This is a genomic window from Hydrogenophaga soli (assembly GCF_054777695.1).
The window spans coordinates 202832-225345 of record NZ_BAAHAK010000007.1 but is presented as its reverse complement, the minus strand read 5'-3'; the positions used below and the strand labels follow the sequence as shown (position 1 = coordinate 225345).

The 22514-nt window shown below is 66.6% G+C and carries 24 protein-coding genes; 21 read left to right on the top strand and 3 right to left on the bottom strand.

What is annotated here, in order from left to right:
- Positions 1–46 precede the first annotated feature (46 nt).
- The 13 genes from ACYVB7_RS14220 to ACYVB7_RS14160 all read left to right on the top strand — a co-directional run bounded on the left by ACYVB7_RS14220 (position 47) and on the right by ACYVB7_RS14160 (position 14381).
- Complete coding sequence (locus ACYVB7_RS14220; RefSeq protein ID WP_460508812.1) at positions 47–1063, top strand: NADP-dependent oxidoreductase; 1017 nt, start codon at positions 47–49, stop codon at positions 1061–1063.
- A 100-nt stretch (positions 1064–1163) separates the two neighbouring features.
- Entirely contained in the window at positions 1164–2966 is a 1803-nt protein-coding gene (locus ACYVB7_RS14215) for an NAD(P)H-dependent oxidoreductase subunit E (protein ID WP_460508811.1), read from the top strand.
- On the top strand, positions 2963–3694 hold the full coding sequence (locus tag ACYVB7_RS14210) for a 2Fe-2S iron-sulfur cluster-binding protein (protein ID WP_460508809.1): 732 nt from the start codon (positions 2963–2965) through the stop codon (positions 3692–3694). The genes ACYVB7_RS14215 and ACYVB7_RS14210 overlap by 4 nt, the downstream gene beginning before the upstream one ends.
- Positions 3691–4275 carry an NADH-quinone oxidoreductase subunit B family protein gene (locus ACYVB7_RS14205; protein WP_460508807.1) on the top strand — a complete coding sequence of 195 codons (585 nt, stop codon included), beginning with the start codon at positions 3691–3693 and terminating at the stop codon, positions 4273–4275. Before ACYVB7_RS14210 ends, ACYVB7_RS14205 begins: the two co-directional genes overlap by 4 nt.
- Positions 4276–4284: 9 nt before the next feature.
- Positions 4285–5802: a Ni/Fe hydrogenase subunit alpha gene (locus tag ACYVB7_RS14200; protein WP_460508805.1), complete on the top strand. Its 1518-nt coding sequence runs from the start codon at positions 4285–4287 to the stop codon at positions 5800–5802.
- Complete coding sequence (locus ACYVB7_RS14195; RefSeq protein ID WP_460508803.1) at positions 5793–6308, top strand: hydrogenase maturation protease; 516 nt, start codon at positions 5793–5795, stop codon at positions 6306–6308. Before ACYVB7_RS14200 ends, ACYVB7_RS14195 begins: the two co-directional genes overlap by 10 nt.
- 209 nt (positions 6309–6517) lie before the next feature.
- Complete coding sequence (locus ACYVB7_RS14190) at positions 6518–7489, top strand: glutathione S-transferase family protein (protein ID WP_460508801.1); 972 nt, start codon at positions 6518–6520, stop codon at positions 7487–7489.
- Positions 7486–8004 (top strand): GNAT family N-acetyltransferase, encoded by a 519-nt coding sequence (locus ACYVB7_RS14185; protein WP_460508800.1) that lies wholly within the window; start codon positions 7486–7488, stop codon positions 8002–8004. The genes ACYVB7_RS14190 and ACYVB7_RS14185 overlap by 4 nt, the downstream gene beginning before the upstream one ends.
- Positions 8001–8921, top strand: a complete 921-nt coding sequence (locus ACYVB7_RS14180; protein ID WP_460508797.1) for an SDR family oxidoreductase — start codon at positions 8001–8003, stop codon at positions 8919–8921. The genes ACYVB7_RS14185 and ACYVB7_RS14180 overlap by 4 nt, the downstream gene beginning before the upstream one ends.
- 76 nt (positions 8922–8997) lie before the next feature.
- Positions 8998–11502, top strand: a complete 2505-nt coding sequence (locus ACYVB7_RS14175; protein WP_460508795.1) for a Tex family protein — start codon at positions 8998–9000, stop codon at positions 11500–11502.
- Between the two features lie 128 nt (positions 11503–11630).
- Entirely contained in the window at positions 11631–12458 is an 828-nt protein-coding gene (locus ACYVB7_RS14170) for an HDOD domain-containing protein (protein ID WP_460508792.1), read from the top strand.
- A 10-nt stretch (positions 12459–12468) separates the two neighbouring features.
- Complete coding sequence (locus ACYVB7_RS14165) at positions 12469–13287, top strand: HDOD domain-containing protein (RefSeq protein ID WP_460508790.1); 819 nt, start codon at positions 12469–12471, stop codon at positions 13285–13287.
- A 14-nt stretch (positions 13288–13301) separates the two neighbouring features.
- The gene (locus ACYVB7_RS14160) at positions 13302–14381 is read left to right on the top strand and encodes a phospholipase (protein WP_460508885.1); all 1080 of its coding nucleotides are present in this window, start codon (positions 13302–13304) and stop codon (positions 14379–14381) included.
- Between the two features lie 38 nt (positions 14382–14419).
- On the opposite strand, the gene ACYVB7_RS14155 is transcribed toward ACYVB7_RS14160, so the two are convergent.
- Together ACYVB7_RS14155 and ACYVB7_RS14150 are read right to left on the bottom strand one after the other, a co-directional pair.
- Positions 14420–14737, bottom strand: a complete 318-nt coding sequence (locus ACYVB7_RS14155; protein ID WP_460508788.1) for a hypothetical protein — start codon at positions 14735–14737, stop codon at positions 14420–14422.
- Between the two features lie 65 nt (positions 14738–14802).
- Positions 14803–15951, bottom strand: coding sequence for an iron-containing alcohol dehydrogenase (locus ACYVB7_RS14150; RefSeq protein ID WP_460508785.1), 1149 nt, complete (start codon positions 15949–15951; stop codon positions 14803–14805).
- A gap of 74 nt (positions 15952–16025) precedes the next feature.
- Here ACYVB7_RS14150 and ACYVB7_RS14145 point away from each other — a divergent pair, with 74 nt between their 5' ends.
- The 5 genes from ACYVB7_RS14145 to ACYVB7_RS14125 are packed head-to-tail and all read left to right on the top strand — an operon-like array spanning position 16026 to position 19298.
- A complete protein-coding gene (locus ACYVB7_RS14145; protein WP_460508783.1) occupies positions 16026–17030 on the top strand; it encodes an alpha/beta hydrolase in 1005 nt (334 codons plus the stop codon).
- The gene (mntA, locus tag ACYVB7_RS14140) at positions 17027–17422 is read left to right on the top strand and encodes a nucleotidyltransferase domain-containing protein (RefSeq protein WP_460508781.1); all 396 of its coding nucleotides are present in this window, start codon (positions 17027–17029) and stop codon (positions 17420–17422) included. The genes ACYVB7_RS14145 and mntA overlap by 4 nt, the downstream gene beginning before the upstream one ends.
- Positions 17412–17840 (top strand): DUF86 domain-containing protein, encoded by a 429-nt coding sequence (gene hepT, locus ACYVB7_RS14135; protein WP_460508778.1) that lies wholly within the window; start codon positions 17412–17414, stop codon positions 17838–17840. The genes mntA and hepT overlap by 11 nt, the downstream gene beginning before the upstream one ends.
- On the top strand, positions 17837–18733 hold the full coding sequence (locus ACYVB7_RS14130) for a YbgC/FadM family acyl-CoA thioesterase (RefSeq protein ID WP_460508776.1): 897 nt from the start codon (positions 17837–17839) through the stop codon (positions 18731–18733). Before hepT ends, ACYVB7_RS14130 begins: the two co-directional genes overlap by 4 nt.
- Positions 18734–18746: 13 nt before the next feature.
- Positions 18747–19298, top strand: a complete 552-nt coding sequence (locus tag ACYVB7_RS14125; RefSeq protein WP_460508774.1) for a CYTH domain-containing protein — start codon at positions 18747–18749, stop codon at positions 19296–19298.
- Between the two features lie 84 nt (positions 19299–19382).
- Here ACYVB7_RS14125 and ACYVB7_RS14120 read toward each other — a convergent pair whose 3' ends face one another.
- Positions 19383–20423, bottom strand: coding sequence for a zinc-dependent alcohol dehydrogenase family protein (locus ACYVB7_RS14120; protein WP_460508773.1), 1041 nt, complete (start codon positions 20421–20423; stop codon positions 19383–19385).
- Between the two features lie 136 nt (positions 20424–20559).
- Here ACYVB7_RS14120 and ACYVB7_RS14115 point away from each other — a divergent pair, with 136 nt between their 5' ends.
- From ACYVB7_RS14115 to ACYVB7_RS14105, 3 genes are all read left to right on the top strand, one after another.
- A complete protein-coding gene (locus tag ACYVB7_RS14115) occupies positions 20560–21039 on the top strand; it encodes an Lrp/AsnC family transcriptional regulator (protein ID WP_460508772.1) in 480 nt (159 codons plus the stop codon).
- A gap of 324 nt (positions 21040–21363) precedes the next feature.
- Positions 21364–21702 (top strand): YkvA family protein, encoded by a 339-nt coding sequence (locus tag ACYVB7_RS14110; RefSeq protein ID WP_460508769.1) that lies wholly within the window; start codon positions 21364–21366, stop codon positions 21700–21702.
- A gap of 87 nt (positions 21703–21789) precedes the next feature.
- Positions 21790–22461 (top strand): hypothetical protein, encoded by a 672-nt coding sequence (locus ACYVB7_RS14105; RefSeq protein ID WP_460508767.1) that lies wholly within the window; start codon positions 21790–21792, stop codon positions 22459–22461.
- Positions 22462–22514: the final 53 nt, after the last annotated feature.

Genomic DNA, 22514 nt, shown 5'->3' with positions numbered 1-22514 from the left:
CCGCATGTTTGACGGTGAATCATTGCTACATTTTCAGGAATAAATCATGCCCCAGAACCGCCAAATCCTGCTCGACAACCGTCCCCAGGGCGAAGCCACCGTCAGCAACTTCAAGCTGGTCACCACCGACACACCCGCCCTGGCCGAGGGCCAGGTGCTGGTGCGCCACCACTTCCTCAGCCTGGACCCCTACATGCGCGGGCGCATGAACGCCAGCCGCAGCTACGCCGAACCCCAGCCCCTGGGCGAGGTGATGATCGGTGGCACCGTGGGCGAGGTGGTGGAGAGCCGTCACCCCAAATTCGCCGCCGGTGACAAGGTGGTGGGCATGGGTGGCTGGCAGGAGTACAGCGTGGTGGACGCCTCCGTGCCCGGGGCCTTGCGCCGGGTGGACACCACCCACGTGCCCCTCAGCCACTACCTGGGCGCGGTGGGCATGCCCGGCGTGACCGCCTGGTACGGTCTGGTCAAGATCATTGCGCCCAAGGCGGGCGAAACCGTCACCGTCAGCGCCGCCAGCGGGGCGGTGGGCAGCGCCTACGGCGCACTGGCCAAGGCCCGCGGCTGCCGCGTGGTGGGCATTGCGGGCGGCCCCGACAAGTGCCGCTACGTGGTGGAAGAACTGGGCTTTGACGCCTGCATCGACTACCGCGAGCACAGCGACATGCTCTCGCTGGCCAAGGCCCTCAAGGTGGCCTGCCCCAACGGCATCGACGGCCATTTCGAAAACGTGGGCGGCATGGTGCTGGACGCGGTGATGCTGCGCGCCAACGCGTTTTCGCGCATTGCGGTGTGCGGCATGATCGCTGGCTACGACGGCGCCCCGCTGCCCATGACCAACCCGGCGCTGATCCTGGTCAACCGCATGAAGATCGAAGGCTTCATCGTCAGCGAACACATGGAAGTGTGGCCCGAAGCCCTCACCGAACTCGGCGGCCTGGTGGGCAGCGGCAAGCTGCGCCCGCGCGAAAGCGTGGCCCAGGGCCTTGACGCCGCGCCCGAAGCCTTTCTGGGCCTGCTCAAGGGCAAGAACTTCGGCAAGCAACTGGTCAAGCTCATCTGAGTTGACGAACATCAAACGCTGCCAGTGAAGGCGGGCTCCAGAATGTGAGGCCCTCGGCATCAGCCGGGTGCCTCACACTTCCTTGGGGAGAGCCCTTCGCATGACAGCTGTGCCTGCCTTCGCTCAGGTGCTGGAGCCCATTCTCCAGCGACACCATGGTTCGCCTTACCGGCTGGTGCAAATCCTTCGGGAGACGCAGGCCGCGCTGGGCTGGTTGCCCCCCGAGGTGCTTGACAAGATCGCCTCGGCCCTGACCCTGAGCGTGGCCCAGGTGCGCGGGGTGGTGGGGTTCTACCGCTTCTTCCACACCCGCCCGGTGGGCCAGTACCGGGTGCTGTTTTCCGACAACATCACCGACCGCATGCTGGGCAGCGTGGCCCTGCGCGACCAGTTGTGCCAGCGCCTGGGCGTGCAGCCCGGGCAGGTGCGGGCCGACGGGCGGGTGAGTGTGGACTTCACCTCCTGCACCGGCTTGTGCGACCAGGGACCGGCGCTGCTCATCAACCACCACCAGGTGGTCACGCGCATGAACCCGTCGCGGGTGGACCACATGGCTGCCCTGATCGAGGCCCAGGTGCCCGTGGCCGACTGGCCCGCCGAGTGGTTTCGCATCGACGACCAGATCCGCCGCACCGAGGTCAAGCTGGCCGACCCGCAGCCCGAGCCCGGTGCCGCCTTGCGTGCCGCCCTGGCGCGTGGCCCGCTGGGCGTGCTGGACGAGGTCAAACGCTCGCGCCTGCGGGGGCGAGGTGGGGCTGGGTTTGCCACCGGGGCCAAATGGCAGCTGTGCCGCAACGCCCCGGGCGACCGCCACTACGTGGTGTGCAACGCCGACGAGGGCGAGCCCGGCACCTTCAAGGACCGCGTGCTGCTCACCCGCTGCGCCGACACGGTGATCGAGGGCATGACCCTGGCCGCCCACGTGGTGGGGGCCAACCAAGGCTTCATCTACCTGCGGGGCGAGTACCGCTACCTGCTGGACCACCTGAAGGCCGTGCTGGCCCGCCGCCGCGAGCAGCACCTGCTGGGCCACAGCATCCTGGGCCAGCCGGGTTGGGACTTTGACATCGACATCCACCTGGGTGCCGGGGCCTATGTGTGTGGGGAAGAGTCGGCGCTGATCGAATCGCTGGAAGGCAAGCGCGGCACCCCGCGCATCCGCCCGCCGTTTCCGGTGGAGCGCGGCTACCTCGACCAGCCCACCACCGTCAACAACGTGGAAACCTTCTGCTCGGTGCCGCACATCCTGCTGAACGGCGCGGAATGGTGGACGGGCTACGGCACCCACGAATCCACCGGCACCAAGATCCACTCGGTCAGTGGCGACTGCGAGCGCCCCGGCATTTACGAATACCCCATGGGCGTGCGCATCGGCCGCATTCTGGAAGACTGCGGTGCCCGCGACCCGCAGGCCGTGCAGGTGGGCGGGCCCTCGGGCACCTGCCTGTCGGCGTCGGACTTCGGGCGGCGCATCGGCTTTGAAGACGTGCCCACCGCCGGGGCCTTCATGGTGTTCAGCCGCGAGCGCGACATGTTCGAGGTGGCCCGCAACTTTGCCCACTTCTTCGCCCACGAAAGCTGCGGCTTCTGCACCCCTTGCCGCGTGGGCACCGACTTGGTGGTGCGGCGGCTGGACAAGCTCAGCCGCGGCCACGGTTCGGGCGATGACATGGCCATCTTGGGCGAACTGGACAAGCTCATGCACGCCACCACCCACTGCGGCCTGGGCGCAGCGGCCTGCAACAACCTGCGCGACACGCTCGTCAAGTTCCGCCCCGCCTACGAAGTCCACCTGCGCTCCATGCACTTTGTGCCCGGTTTTGACATGGACGCCGAACTGTCCCGCGCCCGCCTGGCCACCGGCCGCGACGACGAGGGCGCACACCTGGAGACCATCGCGTGAGCACCGACCGTTTCGACGCCCCCGCCTCGGGGCGCTTCACCCTGGACGGCCAGACCGTCGAGTTCCACCCCGGCGACAGCCTGCTGGACGCGGCGCTGCGCGGCGGCCACTACATCCCCCACCTGTGTGCCGACCGCGACCTCACGCCCCATGGCTCGTGCCGCCTGTGCACCGTGCGCATCAACGGGCGGGTGGGCGCGGCCTGCACCGTCAAGGCCAGCGACGGCCTCAAGGTGGAGAGCAACACCCCTGAGCTGAACGCCCAGCGGCGCACGCTGCTGCAAATGCTGTTTGTGGAGGGCAACCACTTCTGCCCCTCGTGCGAGCGCAGCGGGGCCTGCGAGTTGCAGGCCACGGCCTACCAGTTGGGCATGGACAACCCGCATTTCGAAGCCCTCAGCCCCTCGCGCGAGGTGGACGCCACCCACCCCGACGTGCTGCTGGACCACAACCGCTGCATCCTGTGCGAGCGCTGCGCCCGCGCCAGCCGCGAGGTGGATGGCAAGAACGTGTTTGCCATGGGCCACCACGGCATCCGTTCGGTGCTGCTGGTCAACAGCCCCAGCGGCAAGCTGGGCGACAGCGCCCTGGCCGTGACCGACGCCGCCGTGGCCGCCTGCCCCGTGGGGGCCTTGCTGCCCAAGCGCCAGGGCTTTGCCGTGCCCATCGGCCAGCGGCGCTACGACCGCGCCCCCATTGCCGAGCAACTGAAACAGGAGGCTGAATGACCCCTCAGACCCCATCGCCCGGCGCACGCACGCCGCACAAGGGCCGCAAGCTCAAGCTCGCCACCGTGTCGCTGGCCGGTTGTTTTGGCTGCCACATGTCGTTCCTGGACATTGACGAGCGGCTGCTGGAGCTGGTGGAGCACATCGAGTTCGACCGCACCCCGCTCACCGACATCAAGCACATCGGCAAGTGCGACATCGGCCTGGTGGAAGGCGGCCTGTGCAACGCCGAGAACGTGCACGTGCTGCGCGAATTCCGCGCCAACTGCCGCGTGCTGGTGGCGGTGGGGGCCTGCGCCGTCAATGGCGGTCTGCCGGCCCAGCGCAACCACATGGACGTGGGGCAGATCATGCGCGACGTCTACACCGACCAGACCGGCGTGGCCCCGGGCAGCCGCATCCCCAACGACCCCGAGCTGCCGCTGCCCCTCAACCAGGTGCACCCCATCCACGAGGTGGTGCACATCGACCACTTCCTGCCCGGCTGCCCGCCCAGCGGCGACGCCATCTGGGCCTTCCTGACCGACTGGCTGGCGGGCCGTGTCCCCCACCTGGGCCACGCCCTGTTGCACTACGACTGAGCACACACCATGAGCGCCAATCTGGAAACCGCCGCACAGCCCCAGGGGCTGCGCCGTGTCGCCATCGATCCCGTCAGCCGCGTGGAAGGCCACGGCAAGGTCACGCTGCTGCTGGACGAACACAACCGCGTGCAACAGGCGCGGCTGCACATCGTCGAGTTCCGCGGCTTCGAGAAATTCATCGAAGGCCGCCCGTACTGGGAAGTGCCCGTCATGGTGCAGCGCCTGTGCGGCATCTGCCCCGTGTCGCACCAGCTGGCTGCAGCCAAGGCCATGGACCAGGTGCTGGGCGCACGCCCCGTCACCCCCAGCGCCGACGCCATGCGCCGACTCATGCACCACGGGCAGATGTTGCAGTCGCATGCGCTGCACTTCTTCCACCTGTCGTCGCCCGACCTGTTGTTCGGCTTCGAGTCCGAGGTGGCCCAGCGCAACATCGTGGGCGTGGCCGCCGCCCACCCCGACATTGCCCGCATGGGCATTGGCCTGCGCAAGTTCGGGCAGGAGGTCATCCGCCTCACCTCGGGCAAACGCATCCACGGCACGGGGGCCGTGCCCGGTGGCGTCAACAAGCTGCTGTCGGGAGAAGAACACGACGCCCTGGTGCGCGCCTGGCCCGAAATGCTGGACTGGGCGCAAAAAGCCGTGGACGTGATCGAAGCCATGCACCAGGGCGACCCGGGGCTGTACGCGCGGTTTGGCTCCACCCCCTCGGCCCTGATGTCGCTGGTGCGGCCCGACGGTGCCATGGACCTGTACGACGGCGTGCTGCGCGTGCGCGACGCCCAGGGCCAGATCGCCCACGACCAGGTGGCCACCGACGACTACCTGAGCCTCATCGAAGAACAGGTGCGCCCCTGGAGCTACATGAAGTTTCCGGTGCTGCGCCAGCACAGCTTTGAAGACGGCTGGTACCGCGTGGGGCCGCTGGCCCGGGTGCAGAACTGCGACTTCATCCCCACCCCCCGCGCCGAAGCCGCCCGCCAGCGCCTGCTGGAATGGGGTGGGCACCAGCCCATCCACGGGGCGCTGGCCTACCACTGGGCCCGCATGATCGAGGCGCTGCACGCCACCGAAGTCATTGGCGAGCTGCTGGCCCGCCCCGAAGTGACCGCGGGCGACACCCTGCGCCAGGGCATCCGGCAGACGCGGGGCGTGGGCATCATCGAAGCGCCGCGCGGCACCCTCATCCACGACTACGACGTGGGCGCCGACGACCTCGTCACCCGCTGCAACCTCATCGTCTCCACCACCCACAACAACCAGGCCATGAACGTGGCCGTGCGCGACGTGGCCGCCCAGTACTTCGACGGGCGCGAGGTGACCGAGGGCCTGCTCAACCACATCGAGGTGGCCATCCGCGCCTACGACCCCTGCCTGTCGTGCGCCACCCACGCGCTGGGCCGCATGCCCCTGCAAGTGCAGGTGCTGGCCGCCGACGGCAGTGTGTGCGACCAGGTGCAGCGCGGCTCGGAAGGCGAGTTCGAGCACGTCCAAACGCCCTTTGCCACCGCCGCATGGCGTTGAGCGTGGCCCCCACGCTGGTGCTGGCCTGGGGCAACCCCAGCCGGGGCGACGACGCGCTGGGCCCCGCCTGCCTGGCGCAGCTTGAGCAGCGGCTTCTTCAGCGGCTGCAAGCCGGGCAGGGCGGGGACGCATGCCCGCCCTTGGCGGATGTGGAGTTTCTGGAAGACTTTCAGCTGCAGGTGGAGCATGTGTGCGACCTGCTGCACCGCCAGCGCGTGCTGTTCATCGACGCCTCCGCCAGTGCCCAGCCCCCGTTTGAGGTGCAGCGCCCCCAGCCGCGGCCCGACCACAGCGTCAGCTCCCACGCCCTGAGCCCGCAGGCCCTGCTGCACGTCATGCACACCGTGCACGGCCCTGACGCCGTGCCCCCCGTCTGGGTGCTGGGCATCGCCGGGCAATCGTTCGAACTGGGCGACAACCTCAGCCCTCAGGCGCAGCTGAACCTGGATGCCGCGGTGGAATGGGCTTGGGGGTGGGTGGTGCAGAAAGAAAGTCAAAATTCATAGCTGCTCACGCTTTCAAATAAAGCGCTATGGCCTATTTTTGTTCATGAAATCAGCGCCATTTCCGTCTCGGCGTTGACGCCATTGCCATCCCCCTGTGCTCCCGGTGGCACCCCACGCCATCGCCCCTCCCCAGCCCCTGTCTCTTGCGACACAGCGCCGCCGCGCCCAAGCCCTTTACAGTGCGGCTTTTCGTCTTTTCGGAGCTTGGCATGTCGCCTCTGTACCTGCACCACTACCCCATGTCGCCCTTTGCCGAGAAGGCTCGGTTGATGCTGGGGTACAAGCGCTTGCCGTGGAAGTCGGTGATTGTGCCGGCCATCATGCCCAAGCCCGATGTGGTGGCGCTGACCGGCGGCTACCGCAAGACCCCGTTTTTGCAGATGGGCAACGACGTGTTCTGCGACACCGCCCTGATGGCCGACGTGCTGGAGCACCTGGCCCCCGAGCCCACGTTCTACCCCCACGGCCAGCGGGGCCTCAACCGCACCGTGGCGCAGTGGGCCGACCACCAGCTGTTCTGGGCGGCCATGGGCTACAACTTCCAGCCCCAGGGCATGGCGCAGCTGTTTGAAGGGGCGTCGCCCGAGGCCATCAAGGCCTTTGGGGCTGACCGTGGGGCCATGGCCGGTGCGCCACGCGTGCGCCCGGCCGATGGTGCATCGGCCTACCGCAGCTACCTGCGCCGCCTGTCCGACATGCTGCACGACAGTGCCCAAGACGGCCAACTGGCCTACCTGCTGGGGGCCACCGCTCCCAGCCTGGCCGACTTTGCGGTGTACCACTCGGTGTGGTTCACCCAGCACAAGGTGCCCGCGCTGGCGGGCATCCTGGCCGACACCCCCGCGGTGCAAGACTGGCTGGCCCGCATGACGGCCATTGGCCACGGCAACCCGACCAAAAGCACTGCTGCAGAAGCCATAGCAGACAGCGCAGCAGCATCAAGCGCAGGCCTCCGAAACGACCTGAAGATTTTTGGCGAGGCCGACACCTTCCAGGACGACCATGGCCTGCCCTTGGGCAGCCAGGTCACCGTGGCCGCCGAAAGCTTTGGCACCGAAACCACCCAGGGCACGCTGCTGGCCGCCACCCGCACCCGCTACACGCTGCAACACACCGACGAACGCGCAGGCACCGTGCGTGTGCACTTCCCCCGCGTGGGTTACGTGCTGAAGGCCGCATGAGCGCCATGACCGCCGTGGCCGACGCAACCCCCACGCCCCAGCCCGAGCACCAGTCCCTGCGCTGGGACTGCCTGCCGTTTGACGCCCTGGACGTGCACACCCTCTACGCCCTGCTGCAACTGCGCTCGGCGGTGTTTGTGGTGGAGCAGCGGTGTGCCTTTCTGGAGCCCGACGGGGCCGATGCCCCGTGCCACCACCTGTTGGCCCGCACACCGTCGGGCGACCTCTGGGCCTGTGCCCGCCTGGTGCCCGCAGGCCTGAAGTACCCCGAAGCCAGCATTGGCCGCGTGGTGACCGCCCCGGCGGCACGCGGGCTGAAGCTGGGCCACGAGCTCATGGCCCGGGCCTGTGCCGAACTGGCGCGGCTGTGGGGCGAGCAGCCCATCCGCATCGGGGCGCAGGCGCGGCTGCAAGGCTTTTACCAAGGCCACGGTTTTGTGACGGTGAGTGAACCCTACGACGAAGACGGCATTGCCCACGTGGAAATGCTGTACCAACCCGGAGACAAAGCATGATTTCAAACTTTGCGGGCAAAACCGCGGTGCTCACGGGCGCTGGCTCGGGCTTTGGGCTGGAGCTGGCCCGCCTGGCCGCCGACCGGGGCATGAACCTGGTGCTGGTGGACGTGCAGGCCGACGCCCTGGCCCGCGCCGAGGCCGAACTGGCCCCGGTGTGCGCCGCCCATGGCCGCACCGTGATGGCCCGCCGCGTGGACGTGTCCAGCGCCACCGCCATGGACGCCCTGGCCGCCGAGGTGGTGCAACACCTGGGGGCCCCGCATGTGGTGTTCAACAACGCCGGGGTGGGCAGCGGTGGCCTGGTGTGGGAGAACACCGTGGCCGACTGGGAATGGGTGCTGGGCGTCAACCTGTGGGGTGTGATCCACGGCGTGCGCTGCTTCACGCCGCACATGCTGGCCGCCGCCCAGGCCGACGCTCACTGGCAAGGCCACATCGTCAACACCGCCAGCATGGCCGGGCTGCTGAACGCGCCGCTGATGGGGGTGTACAACGTCAGCAAACACGCGGTGGTGTCCCTCACCGAAACCCTGTACCAGGACCTGGCGCTGGTCACCTCGCAGATCGGGGCCAGCGTGTTGTGCCCCTTCTTTGTGGCCACCGGCATTGCCGACAGCCACCGCAACAAGCCCGGCACCATGGCCGACGAAACGCCCACACCCAGCCAGTTGGTCAACCAGGCCATGACCTCCAAGGCCGTCAGCAGCGGCAAGGTCACCGCCGCCGAGGTGGCCGCCCGGGTGATGGAGGCCATGGAGACCGACCGCTTCTACATCTACAGCCACCCGGGCGCCGTGGCCGACAACGTGGGCCACCGCACCAGCGCCATCTTGCAGGGCCACAACCCGCCCGACCCGTTTGCCGAGCGCCCCGACGTGGGTGCCAAGCTGCGCGCCGCCCTGGCCCAGGGCTGAGGGCGGGGGGGCGCGGGGCTTGGGGCCGCTGTGGCACACTGCGCGCCCTTTGGTCCTGTACGTATCTCCCGACCTCATGACACCCATCGTTTCCCAGATTGCCCAGGAACTGAATGTCCAAGCCCGGCAGGTGCAAGCCGCCGTTGACCTGCTGGACGGCGGGGCCACCGTGCCCTTCATCGCCCGCTACCGCAAAGAGGTGACCGGCGGGCTGGACGACATCCAGCTGCGTGAGCTGGAAGCCCGCCTGGCCTACCTGCGCGAGCTGGAAGACCGCCGTGCCGCCGTGCTCAAAAGCATTGAAGAGCAGGGCAAGCTCACACCCGAGCTGCGCGCTGCCATCCTCACCGCGCCCACCAAGCAGGAGCTGGAAGACCTGTACCTGCCCTACAAGCCCAAGCGCCGCACCAAGGGCATGATGGCCCGCGAAGCCGGGCTGGAGCCCCTGGCCGACAAGCTCATGGCCAACCCCAGCCTGGACCCCATGGCCGAGGCCCAGGCCTTTGTGCGCCCCCAGGGCGACCCCGAGGGCACCGATTTCTCCAACCCCCTGGCCGTTCTGGACGGCGTGCGCGACCTGCTCTCCGAACGCTGGGCCGAAGACGCCACCCTGGTGCAAACCCTGCGCGAATGGCTGTGGGACCAGGGCGTGCTGCGCAGCCAGCTGCTCGAATCCAAGGCCGGGCAGGAGGCCACGCCCGACGTGGCCAAGTTCCGCGACTACTTCGACTACGACGAACCCATCGCCCGCGTGCCCTCGCACCGGGCGCTGGCCGTGTTCCGGGGCCGGGCGCAAGACATCCTGGACGTGAAGCTGCTCACCCCCGATGCGCTGGAAGATTTGAAGGAAAAACAGGCTCTGGCGCTTTCAGAACAAGCGCAACCAGCTACAAAAAAAGCAGCAACCACCAAAAGCACCACGCCCACACTGGCCGAGGGCCGCATTGCCCACCACCTGGGGTGGCGGCACCAGGCCCGCGCCGCGGACGACCTGATCCGCAAATGCGTGGCCTGGACCTGGCGCGTCAAGCTCAGCCTGTCCACCGAGCGCGACCTGTTCGCCCGCCTGCGCGACGAGGCCGAGAAAGTGGCCATCAAGGTGTTTGCCGACAACCTGCGCGACCTGCTGCTGGCCGCCCCCGCAGGCCCCCGCGTGGTGATGGGGCTGGACCCCGGCATCCGCACCGGCGTGAAGGTGGCCGTGGTCGATGCCACCGGCAAGCTGGTGGACACCGCCACCGTCTACCCCCACGAACCCCGCCGCGACTGGGACGGCAGCCTGCACACCCTGGTGCGGCTGTGTGACAAACACGGCGTCAACCTCATTGCCATTGGCAACGGCACCGCCAGCCGCGAGACCGACAAGCTGGCCGCCGACCTCATCAAGCTGATTGAAAAAGGCATGGCCGCCAGCGGCGACAGCAACCACCCCTGCAAAGGCATCCAGAAGGTGGTGGTGAGCGAAGCGGGCGCGTCGGTTTACAGCGCCAGTGAATACGCCAGCCAGGAGATGCCCGACGTGGACGTGAGCCTGCGCGGTGCGGCCAGCATCGCCCGCCGCCTGCAAGACCCGCTGGCCGAGCTGGTGAAGATCGACCCCAAAAGCATCGGCGTGGGCCAGTACCAGCACGACGTGAACCAGGGCGAACTGGCCCGCACCCTCGACGCCGTGGTGGAAGACTGTGTGAACGGTGTGGGCGTGGACCTCAACACCGCCAGCGTGCCGCTGCTCACCCGCGTTTCGGGCCTGTCGGGCAGCGTGGCCAAGGCCGTGGTGCGCTGGCGCGAGGGCAACGGTGCCTTCCGCACCCGGCAAGACCTGCTCAAGGTCACCGGCCTGGGCGCCAAGACCTTTGAACAGTGCGCCGGCTTTTTGCGCATCCGTGGCGGCGACAACCCGCTGGACATGACCGGCGTGCACCCCGAAACCTACCCGGTGGTGGAGCAGATTTTGGTGAAAACCGGCAAACCCATCACCGACGTGATGGGGCGCGCCGAGGTGCTCAAGGCCCTGCGCCCGCAGGAGCTGGCGCAACAACTGGGCTCGGAGCGCTTCGGGGCCATCACCATCCAGGACATTCTGGGCGAGCTGGAAAAACCCGGCCGCGACCCCCGCCCCGACTTCCAGGTGGCCCGCTTCAACGAAGGCGTGGACGACATCGCCGACCTGAAGGAAGGCATGATTCTGGAGGGCACCGTCAGCAACGTGGCCCAGTTCGGGGCGTTTGTGGACCTGGGGGTGCACCAGGACGGCCTGGTGCACGTCAGCCAGCTCAGCCACAAGTTTGTGAACGACGCCCGCGAGGTGGTCAAGACCGGCGACATCGTCAAGGTCAAGGTCATGGAGGTGGACGTGGCGCGCAAGCGCATCGGCCTGTCCATGAAGCTCGACGCCCAACCCGGTGGCCGCGGTGACCGTGGGGGGCGGGACGGCCAGGGTGCAGGTGGGGCAGGGCGGGGTGACAACCGCTACGAACCAGCCAGCCGACAGCAGCGTTCCAGCGGCGGTCGGGGCGAAGCGGCCCAGGCCCCGTCGGCCATGGCCAGCGCCTTCGCCAAACTGCAAGGCCTCAAGCGCTGAAAACCCGGTGGCGCGCCGTGCGCCACCCTCTGCACCGCCTTTGATCCAACCGCCTTGAGTGGCGGGTGTTTTTTCGGTTAAGGTCAAGGATTCAACGACCCTTTGCAAGCCTGACAGAGCCCCCTTCGATGGACCTCCAAACCCTGTTGAACCAGCCCCGGGCGCTGCCCAGCATTCCCGAGGCCGTCTCCCACCTCATGACCGAGCTGGACAAGGACGATCCCGACCTGCGCCGCATCGGCACCTTGCTGGCGTCCGACCCCGCGCTCACCACCCGGGCGTTGCGCCTGGCCAACTCCAGCTTCTTCAACCTCCAGCGCCAGGTGGGCAGCGTGCAGGAGGCCGCGGCCATCATGGGCCTCAACCACATCCGCACCATGGTGATGGCCGCCGCGCTGGGCGGCGCGTTCCGGCAGGTGGAGGGCGTCAACCTGGAGCAGTTCTGGCGCTACAGCCTCAACGTGGCCAAGATCGCCAAGGCCCTGGCCCAGACCATGAAGCAAGACGCCGGGGCCGCCTTCACCGCCGGGCTGGTGCACGCGCTGGGCGATCTGGTCATGCACATGGGCATGCCCGACGACATGCGGCGGCTCGATTTCTCCGTGCCGCCCCTGGGGCTGGACCGCCCGCAGGCCGAGCTGTCGGCGCTGGGCTACACCTACGCCGACGTGAGCGCCGGTTTTGCGGTCAAGTGGAACTTCCCCGAACCCATCGTCAACGCCTTGAAGTTCCTGCACCGGCCTTTCGAGGGCGAGGTGTACGAAATGCTGGCCGGTGTGCTGCACATGGCCGTGTGGCGGGCACGGGCCCAGGAGGTGGGGCTGGACGCCGCCGGCATGGCCGCCACCTTCCCCGACATGGTGGCCCTGGTCATGGGGCTGGACCTGGACACCCTGCTCGACAAAGACCCCGAAGACTGGACCAGCCAAGGCGAGCTGGGCGCCTTCATCGACTGATCGCCTGCGCATGAAACTCGACGCCCTCCTGGCCCAGCCCAAGACCCTGCCCCCGGCGCCCAAGATCGCCGGGCGGCTGATCGACACCCTGGACGACCCCGAAGCCGACCTGCAAACCCTGGCCGAGCTGATCGAGACCGACCCGGTGCTCACGGCCAAGATCATCCGGCAGGCCAATTCGGCGTTCTTCGGGCTGCTGCGCCCGGTGAGCCACCCGCGCGAGGCCATTGCCATGCTGGGCCTGGTCAAGGTGCGTGCCATGGCGCTGGCCGCGCTGCTGCAGGACGGGTTCGACCACGCCCCCGGCATCGACCTGGAGGTGTTCTGGCGTTACAGCCTCACCACCGCCAACCTGGCCCGTTACGTGGCCGCGCCGCTGGGGGTGGAAGACAACGCGGTCTACACCGCCGGGCTCATCCATGCCATTGGTGAACTCATCATGCACGTGGGCATGCCCGAGGCCATGGCCGAGGTGAACGACACACTGTCACCGTTCGACCTGCGCCGTGCCGATTTGGAGGGCAAGGTGTTCGGCTACGACTATGCCGCGGTGGGCGCGGCCCTGGCGCGTGAGTGGCGTTTCCCCAAACGCATGGTGGCCGGTCTGGAGAACCACCTGCACCCCTTCGAGAACGACAACATCGAGCCCATTGCCGCCGTGGTGCACCTGGCCGCCTGGCGGGCGCGGTGTGCCTTCACGGCCGTGAAGGAAAGCGATTTCATCGGTTCCTACCCCGACGCCGTGGGCATTGCCCTGGGGGTGGACCCCGACGCCATCATGAGCGACAGCATTCCCGCCTTGCAACTGGCCCAGGAAGGTTTTGCCTGACGGCGGGCATGGCCTTGAACGCACTGCACCTGTACGCCGGGCCGGTGGCCCGTGCCCACCTGGCCCGCGAGGGGCTCCAGCCCGCCGACGTGGCCTGCATCCCCGCCGCCGCGGGCGGGCCCAAGGGCTTGATCCTGGGGCGCATGGACCGTTTCCTGTTTGGCGAGTGGTTGCCGCGCAGCACGCAGCCCATCGACCTGGTGGGCGCCTCCATCGGGGCTTGGCGCATGGCCACCGCCTGCCTGGACGATGCCCCGGCCGCCTTGGCCCGCCTGGAGCATGACTACATTGCCCAGCACTACCCGCTGGCCCCGGGGCAAAAGCGTCCGCCCGCGCGTGCGGTCAGTGAGCGGTTCCGCCAGAGCCTGGAGGCCTTTTATGGTGGCCGGGTGGATCAGGTGCTCCAGCACCCGCGCTACCGGTTGCACCTGGTCACCTCGCGGGGGCGGCACATCCTGCGGCGCGACAACGCCTGGCGCACCCCGTTGGGTTACCTGGGCGCTTTCGCCAGCAACGCCGTGTCCCGCAAGGCCCTGGGCGCGTGGCTGGAGCGGGTGGTGTTTTCCACCACGCAGCGCCTGCCGTTCGATGGCCACGACCTGGCCACCCGCCAGGTGCGGCTGGACGGCACCAACTTCATGGATGCGCTGCAGGCCAGCTGCTCCATCCCGTTTGCGCTGCGGCCCGTGTCCGACATTGCCGGGGCCCCGCGTGGTTGTTACTGGGATGGCGGCATCACCGACTACCACCTGCACCTGGACTACCAGCCCGAACCCGCCCAAGGCGCGGGGCTGGTGCTGTACCCGCACTTTCAGCAGGCCGTGGTGCCCGGTTGGCTGGACAAGGGGCTGACCTGGCGGCACCGCAGCACCCGCAAGCTCGACCGCATGGTGGTGCTGGCCCCCAACCCCGCGTGGGTGTCCACCTTGCCGCAGGGCAAGCTGCCCGATCGCACCGATTTCACCCGCTTTGCCCGCGATTTCGACACCCGCCACCGGCTGTGGACCCAGGCGGTGGGGGCCAGCCAGCAACTGGCCGACGAGCTGGCGGCCTGGCTGGAACGGCCCGATCCCTCGGTCATCCGGCCCCTCTGAGGACGGTTCGGCGGCTGGGGGCCGGGCGACCCGGGGGCTCAGCGGTCGGCCACCTGGGTTTCGCTGAACAGGAACGACGACAGCGAGGGCAGCTCCACCCCCAGTTCGCGCGCCAGTTTCTTGGCCGAGCCGTGTTTCACCTTGGCCACCCGGTAGCCGTGGGCCACCAGCCAGTTGATGTAGTAACGGTTGACCTTGAACGACAAAAACACGTTGCTCAGGTGCAGGGTGAACACCGTCAGCAGCAGCATCACGGCAAACCACACCCACTCGCGCCGGGCCAGAAAGGGCAGGGGGCCGAAGAACAGCACGGTCCACGCATAACCCACCGGTGCACGGCGTGCTTGGTGCGTCATCTGATGTTCGAAGTGAATCGTGTTGTACGCCATGTCGGGCGCAGTGTACCCCCCGTGGGTGTCCGTCAAAGGCTGGCTTCCAGCATGGCGCGGTAATCGTCGGCGCTGGCCAGTCGCGGGTTGGTTTTGTGGCAGTGGTCGGCCAGGGCACCGGCAATCACGCGGTCGAACACATCGGGCGTCACGCCCAGCGCGGCCAAGCCCTTGGGCAGGCCCAGGCGGGTGTTCATGTCGCGGATGGCGGTGCCCAACTCGGCTGCGGGGTTTGAGGTGTTTTTAAGCCCCATCGCTTGCACCATGCGCTCCAGCCGCTTCTCTTTTTGCACCGTTTCGGCGCAGGCATTGAACGCGATGACGGCGGGCAGAAACAGCGCGTTCAGCGTGCCGTGGTGCAGCCGGGGGTTGAGGCCGCCCAGGCTGTGGCTCAGGCTGTGCACACAGCCCAGGCCTTTCTGGAACGCCATGGCCCCCTGCATGCTGGCACTCATCATGTTCAGGCGGGCCTCGCGGTCCTGGCCATTGACGGTGGCGCGCTCAATGTGGGCCCAGCCCCGCGTCAGGCCGTCCAGCGCAATGCCGTCGGCTGGCGGGTTGAAGGGCGCGGCCATGAAGGTTTCCATGCAGTGCGCGATGGCGTCCATGCCGGTGGCGGCGGTCAGCAGCGGCGGCAGCCCCAGGGTGAGTTCGGGGTCGCAAATGGCGGCCTTGGGCAGCAGGTGCCAGTTGTGAAACCCCAGCTTGCGCCCATCGTCCACGATGACGATGGCCCCCCGCGCCACCTCGCTGCCCGTGCCTGCGGTGGTGGGCACGGCAATCAGCGGGGCCACGCGGTCGGTGATCTTGGGGCTGCCGCCTTCAATGGTGGCGTAGGTCTTCAGCGGCCCCTCGTGCGTGGCGGCAATGGCCACGCCCTTGGCGCAGTCGATGGCACTGCCACCGCCCAGCGCCACAATGCCATCGCACCCATGCGCCGTGTACAGCGCGGCGGCGGCACGCACGGCAGCCTCGGTGGGGTTGGCGGGTGTCTGGTCGAACACGGCCCCTGGGGGCTGCTTCAACACCCCCAGCAGGCGGTCCAGCAAACCCGCGGCCTTCACGCCCGGATCGGTGACCACCAGCGGGCGCTGCATGCCCACCCGGTCACACTCGGCGGGCAGGGTTTGCAGGGCGCCAAAGTCGATCTGGATCTGCGTGAGGTAAAGGATTTGTGCCATGCCAAACACTCTATACACTGCCCGCCCTACGAGCCATTCGGCCTGACCCTCGGCCTGTCACCTGCTTGTCTTGCATGAACCACCACCACAACCCCCGCAGCCTGCTCACGCCCCAGATGCGCGGCGTCATCGACCGCATGGAGCGTGCCCGCCGCGTGCCGCTGCATGCCCTGCCACCCGATCAGGCCCGGGCGTTCTACGAGCTGGGTTCCGGCGTGCTGGACCTGCCACCCCACAAAATGGCCCGGGACGAAACCCTGGCCCTGCCCACCCGCGACGGCCACAGCCTGCACGCCCGCCTGTGGGTGTCTCACCCGGGCCATGAAGGCGCACCCGCCACCGGCTGGCCGGTGCTGGTGTACTACCACGGCGGGGGTTTCACCGTGGGCAGCAGCGCCACCCACGAAAGCCTGTGCCGCCACCTGGCCCACCTGGCGCACTGCGCGGTGGTGTCGGTGGACTACCGGCTGGCACCCGAACACCGCTTCCCCACCGCCGTGCACGACGCTTTCGACGCCCTGCAGGCCGTGCGCCAGCAGGCGGCCACCTTGGGGCTGGACGCCCAGCGCGTGGCCGTGGGCGGCGACAGCGCCGGGGGAACGCTCACCGCCGTCACCGCCATCCAGGCGCGGGACGCGGGCATTCCCCTGGCGCTGCAACTGCTGTTCTACCCCGGCACCACCGCCCACCAGGACACGCCCTCGCACCAGACCTTTGCCCACGGCTTTGTGCTGGACGCGGCATCCGTCGACTACTTCTTTGAGCAATACATTGCCAAGGCCGACCGCGACCACTGGTGGTTTGCCCCCCTCAACGCGCCCGAGCTGGAAGGCGTGGCCCCGGCCTGGCTGGGCCTGGCCGAGTGCGACCCGCTGGTGGACGAAGGCCTGGCCTACGCCGACCGCCTGCGCATGGCCGGGGTGCCGGTGGACCTGGACATCTACAAAGGCGTGACCCACGAATTCATCAAAATGGGCCGCGCCATCCCCGAAGCCCTCAAGGCCCACCAGGACGCGGCACGGGCGCTGCGCCACGCCTTTGGGGTGTCGATGCCCTCAGCCCCATCGGAACCGGCATGAACCGCGAGGCCCTGGTCAGCACGCTGCAAACGCGCCTGCCCCAGCTGCTGGCGGTGTATGCCTTTGGCAGCCGGGTGCAGGGCACTGCCGGGCCCAACAGCGACCTGGACCTGGCCGTTCTGGTGGCGGGCCAAGCCGATCCCCTGGCCCTGTTCGGGCTTGCGGGCGACTTGGCCGATGTGGCGGGTTGTCCGGTGGACTTGCTGGACTTGCGCACTGCATCCACCGTCATGCAGTACCAAATCATCACCACCGGCGAGCGTTGGTGGACCCTGGATGCCCAGGCCGCGTTGTTCGAAGCCGCGGTGCTGAGCGAAAAATGCGAACTGGATACAGCACGCGCCGGGCTTTTGGCCGACATTCAACAACGAGGAACGGTGTATGGCAGATGACGTCCTGATCAACAAAGCCGCCACCATCGAGCGTTGTGTGGCCCGGGCCCGTGAGGAATACGCGGCAAATCCCGATGGTTTTGCGTTTGACCACACGCGGCAGGATGCCGCCATCCTCAACATCCAACGGGCCTGCGAAGCGGCTTTGGACATGGGCCAGCACCTCATCCGGCGACAGCGCCTGGGGGTGCCGCAAAGCGCCCGCGACGTGTTTGCGCTGTTGGCGCAGGCGGGCTGGATTCCCGCCGACTTGGCCGACGGCCTCAAACGCATGGTGGGCTTTCGCAACATCGCCGTGCACGACTACCAAGCCTTGCACCTGCCCATCACCGTCAGCATCATCCAACACCATCTGGATGATTTCTTGCACTACAGCGCTGCCTTGTTGCGGCGTGACGCCGACCAGGAGACCCCATGACCGTTCTGCCCACCCGTTCCGACTTCCGCCTGTTGCACCGCCTGCGCGTGCGCTGGGCCGAGGTGGACATGCAGGCCATCGTGTTCAACGCGCACTACCTCATGTACCTGGACACCGCCATCACCGAGTACTGGCGCGCCTCGTCCCTGCCGTACCACGAGACCTTTCTGGCCCTGGGCGGCGACATCGTGGTGCGCAAGGCCTCGGTGGAGTTCGTCAGCAGCGCCCGCATGGACGACGTGCTCGACATCGGCATGCGCTTTGTCGAAGCCGGGCGCAGCTCCATGCGGTTTCAGGGCGGCATTTTCCGGGGCGACGAGCTGCTGGCCACCGGCGAGCTGTCCTACGTGTACATCGACCCCCAGGCCCCCAAGGGCTCCAAAGCCTCGCGCGAGGTGCCCCAGGCCCTGCGCGACGCCCTGGCCGCTTTTGAGAGCGGCCAGGCCATGACGCAGCTGCACGTGGGCGACTGGGCCAGCGTCCAGGCCCAGGCCATGCCGCTGCGCCACACCGTGTTTGCCGTGGAAAAAGGCATTCCGCCCGAATTCATGTCCGACGCAGCCGATGCCACCGCCCACCACGCCCTCATCACCAACCGCCTGGGCGTGACCCTGGCCACCGGGCGGCTGGTGCCGCTGGATGGCGGCCAGCGCGGGCAGATTGGCCGCATGGCCGTGCTGGCCCCCCAGCGCAGCCAGGACCTGGGCGGCCAGCTGCTGCGCGCCCTGCTGCAACGCGCCCGCGAACGCGGCATGACCGAGGTGATGCTGCACGCCCAGGCCGGTGCCGTGCGCTTCTACGCCCGCCACGGCTTCAAGGCCCATGGCGAACCGTTTGAAGAAGCCGGGCTGCCGCACCAGACCATGGTGCTGCCCCTGACCCCGTTGGCCTGAGCGGCACGCCCCCATGGCCACCGAAATCGAACGCAAATTCCTCGTGGCGGGCGAGGGCTGGCGCAACCACCCCCAATCCGACGGCGGCGTGCGCTACACCCAGGGCTACCTCAACCGCGACAAGGCCCGCACCGTGCGCGTGCGGGTGGCCGGGGCGCAGGGCTGGCTCACCATCAAGGGCCAGAACCAGGGTGCCACCCGGGCCGAGTTTGAATACCCCATTCCCCTGCCTGACGCGCAAAGCCTGCTGACCCTGTGCGACGGCCCGCTGATCGACAAGACCCGCCACACCCTCACCGAGGGCAGTACCGTGTGGGAGGTGGACGAATTCCATGGCGACAACGCCGGGCTGGTGGTGGCCGAGGTGGAACTGGCCGCTGAAGACCAGCCCTTTGCCCGCCCCGACTGGCTGGGCGCGGAAGTCACCCACGACCCCCGCTACTTCAACTCGGCGTTGATTGCCCATCCGTATGGCAGGTGGTGTTTCAACGCAGGGCCATCGGTCAGTGACGACTTCATGGTGGAGCGGTCCGATCAACACCAGCCCGACCGGGAGCCGCTTTGACGTTGCGTGACCTGCTGGCCATCCACTTCGTCATCTGCGTTCTGAAGCGCAGCCAATAGAGCGTAGCGTGGGGCGGTCAAAAACTCAGAACGAGGTGACCACCGTCGCCCCGATGCCCTGGAACTGGTCCATGTTCATCAGCGCGTCGATCGACTGCTCCAGGCTGATGGTTTGCCCCACCAGCTGCTGCGGGGCCAGCTTGCCCGACTGCATCATGTCCAGCATGGCCCCGTAGCGGTGCGCCTGCATGCCGTGGCTGCCCAGAATCTCCAGCTCGTGCCCGATCACCCGGGCCATGGGCACGGCGGGCGTGGTGTGTTCACCCAGCATCAGCCCCACCTGCACATGCTTGCCGCGCTTGCGCAGGTTGCTGATGGAGTTGAAGCAGGTGGTGGGGTGACCCAGCGCGTCCAGCGACACATGCACACCGCCCTTGCTGATCTCGCGCACCGCCTGCGCCACGTCGGCCACCTGCGTGGCGTTGACCGTGGCCACCGCGCCCACGGCGCGGGCCAGGGCCAGCTTGTCGTCGGCAATGTCAATGGCAATCACGTTGGCACCCACGGCGTTGGCAATCATGATGGCCGACAGCCCCACGCCCCCGCAGCCGTGCACCGCCACCCACTGGCCGGCGGAGGTCTTGCCCTGGTCCACCACCGCACGGAACGAGGTGGCAAACCGGCAGCCCAGGCTGGCGGCGGTGGCAAAGTCCAGCGAGTCGGGCAGGGCCACCAGGTTCAGGTCGGCTTGGGCAATGGCCACGTACTCGGCAAACGAACCCCAGTGCGTGAAACCCGGCTGCGACTGGTGGTCGCACACCTGCTGGTGCCCGGCATGGCACTCGGGGCAGTTGCCGCAAGCTGCCACAAACGGCACGGTGACGCGGTCGCCCACCTTCCACTTCTTCACGTCCACGCCCACGGCGTGGACCACGCCCGCGAACTCGTGGCCCGGCACATGGGGCAGTTGAATGTCCCCGTCGTGCCCCACCCAGCCGTGCCAGTCGCTGCGGCACACGCCCGTGGCCTTCACCTGAATCACCACCCCGTGGCTCTGGGGCGTGGGATCGGGCACCTCCTTGAGTTGCGGGGGCGCACCAAAGCGTTCATACACAACAGCTTTCATGAAAATCTCCAATGTTGAATGTGTTTGTCAGTATAAAAATATGATGTGAAAAGTTCTTTCTGTTTGGGTGGTGTTTGCGCCTGGGGTTTGATGGTTTTTTTCGCCACCCCCAAGGCCGTTGAAGAAAGGTTTCGGCATGGACACGCTGGACAAAATCGACCTGGCCATGCTGGCCAAACTGCAACAGGACGGGCGCACGCCCAACGCCAAGTTGGCCGAAGCCTTCGCCCTCAGCGAAGCCTCGTGCTGGCGGCGTCAGAAGCGGCTGGAGGAAGCGGGCGTCATCGAGGGTTACCAGGCCATCCTCAACCGCCGCAAGCTGGGCATTGGCGTCATGGCGTTTGTGCAAATCGTGTGCACCCAGCACACCGAGGAAGTGACCGCCAGCTTCGAGCGACAGATCAGGGCCTGCCCCAACGTGGTGGAGTGCCACAACATCACCGGCGAGGCCGACTTCTTGCTGAAGGTGGTGGCGCAGGACCTGGACGACTACAGCCGCTTTGTGGAGCGCGTGCTGCGCCAACTGCCCGGGGTGCAGGGCATCCGCTCCAGCATTTCGCTGCGCGAGCTGAAGGCGGCCACGGGGCTGCCGGTGCTGGATGTTTTGGGAGGGTGAGGGGAAGCCCTGCGCCCATGTCGCACGAATGCCGCATTTCGCCGTTGCGGCCATGCCACCGAACAAAAAAGCGCACCCAGTGGAGGGAAAACTTCTTGGTGCCGAGGCTATAGTGAAGGTGTCGAATCCGCTCCCGCAGCTGGTCCAGAAGCCGTTCGGAGCGCAAAACAGGCGTGCCGGGTTTCGTGTCACCGAAAACCCAGGGTGCAAGCCACTTTCAGGAGGAAGCCGTGACCAGAATATCCCGCACCGTCCGTTTTATTCCGCAGGTTCTGCGGGATACATTACGTTATGTTTTATCCACTCATTTGGAAGGAATGAAGAATGTCAGAAAATAAATTTAGTAAAGAGTATTCCGATGACGGCTTCTGGGAGAAGGTAAAGAAATACGCTAAAGCCGCAGGTGAAAGCGTATTGGAACCCGCTCTCAAGATGTACTACTCGGCTACAGATTCTGATACCCCTGCATGGGCAAAGACTACGATATATGCGGCCTTGGGTTACTTTATTTCGCCAATTGATGCAATTCCCGATATAACACCTGTGATCGGATATACCGATGATCTAGGCGTCTTGTGCGCAGCGCTAGCCGCCACCGCAGCTCATATCAAAGACGAGCATGCAGAAAAAGCCAAAAAAACCCTTGCCCAGTGGCTCTCCTAAAACATAACAATCCGGTCCAGCGGACAGCCCGCCAGCTGTGCTGTCGGGCTGTCCGCTGACCTCCAACGTTAGAGCCATCTATCCCACATGGAACGCGAGGCATACGACAGAAACTTTTTCCCGCTGCTCGTCGATAGCATTGTTTTGCTTGAATCCGCAGAGCTTGAACGGAATCCAGATCTTTCAAACACTCTTGCAAGAAGCTCCATTATCAACTCGATGCTGATACCGGAAGTTGTGGCGAACATATGCGTGGAAACGCTTGATCTTGAGCGATCCATTTTCCAAGAAATCGACAAGCTGTCTGTTCTTGGAAAATTCGACTTCTTCCTGCGAACCAAATTTCGCAATAGAAAGATCGATCGAGGAATATCTGTGATCCAGGGGCTGCAAGAAATCAAGAAACTGAGAGATGGTTATGTCCACCCCAAGAAGCAGAAGGTTATCTGGGTTCATTCTTCCGAAGACGAAGCAACTGCCGAGAGAGAAGAAAGCGTACTGTTAAAAATTGCCATCAACCCGAATTTCTGGCACACAGCTGATGCGGTCGCTGTCATGAGGGGTACTCACGATTTCTTGTATTACTTCTTTCACGACTGTTGTCGCTACAGCAAGAAGAAGGTGGCTAGCCTTCTGTTCTCCGAAGAGGTTGTTCCAGATGAGGAGAGTCTAACTATCCCGTATCTACATAAAGCAACCCGAGATCTTTTGAATGAATGGAATGTAAATGTTTCCTACGTCAAACTCGGATGGCTCTAACCCCTAATTCCACCGGACCTTGCGCATAAAGCCGCGCAAGGCCGGTGAATTCA